Origin of the sequence: Noviherbaspirillum sp. ST9, from assembly GCF_048799745.1 — a bacterium.
Lineage (GTDB): Bacteria > Pseudomonadota > Gammaproteobacteria > Burkholderiales > Burkholderiaceae_D > Noviherbaspirillum.
The window spans coordinates 1-1,174 of record NZ_JBLWFR010000029.1; the positions used below are offsets into that span (position 1 = coordinate 1).

Genomic DNA, 1,174 nt, shown 5'->3' on the forward strand with positions numbered 1-1,174 from the left:
AGACGGTTCCCCCCTATATGCACTCAATAGAGCCATCGCATATTTAGTAAAATCGTTTATATCCATATAGAGCCCGCCCGATGCGATATCCCTAAGCTCGTACTCTTTAAACTCTTTGCCGTATGCGTAAATTTTTGTACGTTTCCGGAGTCTATCCATGGCAAAGCCTGAATTCGTCATCCCCAGGGGGGATAAAATATAGCGATGAACATATCGCGCATAATCCTCTCTGCTAACTTCCTTGATGGTACTGCCAAGAATATTATACCCTGCATTTGAATAAAGACTGGCCATCCCTGCCGGATAGGTGAGATAAGTATCGTTGATAAAACCCACAACGTCTGTATACTTCCCGGTTTCATAGTCGGAGTTTTTCCATATATCGGATTGAATACCGGAAGTATGGGTCACAACTGATCTTGCCGTTATATCATGCAGGTTCATGCCCGGGCGGATTCTGGGGTGAAAGGACGGCAGATAAATATTCAGCGGCTTGTCCAGATCAAGCAGTCCCCTTTCTGCCAACTGCATAATGGCGAGAGAGGTAAACGTTTTGGTAACAGAGCCGATATTTACCACTGTTTCCGGTGTCATAGGTGCTTTATTTTCCAGATCAGAGTAACCAAAGCCCTTTTTCCAGGCCACTTTTCCGTCAATAATAAGTGCCGCGCTCAAACCGACAATATGGTCGGATTCCACTTTTTCTATAAAGTACTTGTCCGCGGCTTTGACGAGATTGGCGTGCTGTCCAAACGAGCTCAGTGTGAAAGACAACAGGAGTACGGCAAAAAGAATGGATTTCATGACTAAAGATATTATTTTTTCAGCTCACCTAAACACTAAACACTACTCAGCAGGTAATTCAATCTTGTTAAAATGCAGATTTCTGGTACGGTTAAACGAGATCGTGCAGCCCGCTATGTTCCCTGTATCGTTCCGTAAGAACTTAATCTGACCATACAGCCATGGCCCGGCACTGAATTCATCAGCCTTGTCGGGCTTGATCTCAAAATCCGCCGACCTTAAATGTTGCCCGATCAGTTTACCGTCAATCAACTTAAAATCATAAAAAGTAGCAAGCTCTTCGCTAAAGAAACGACCTGTGTAAATGCTTAGGTCGACCTTTGTTTTGTCAAATGGTGTCTGAGTTTGTCCTGCGGATGTTGTAGTCAAT

General features: G+C 44.0%; 2 protein-coding genes. Both read right to left on the bottom strand.

The genetic code is table 11. From position 1 onward, the window contains the following. A partial coding sequence (locus ACNOHI_RS24510) for a serine hydrolase domain-containing protein (protein ID WP_420477343.1) occupies positions 1–804 on the bottom strand: 804 nt, incomplete at its 3' end. Positions 805–846: 42 nt separating this feature from the next. Next, a partial coding sequence (locus ACNOHI_RS24515) for a hypothetical protein (protein ID WP_420477344.1) occupies positions 847–1,174 on the bottom strand: 328 nt, incomplete at its 5' end.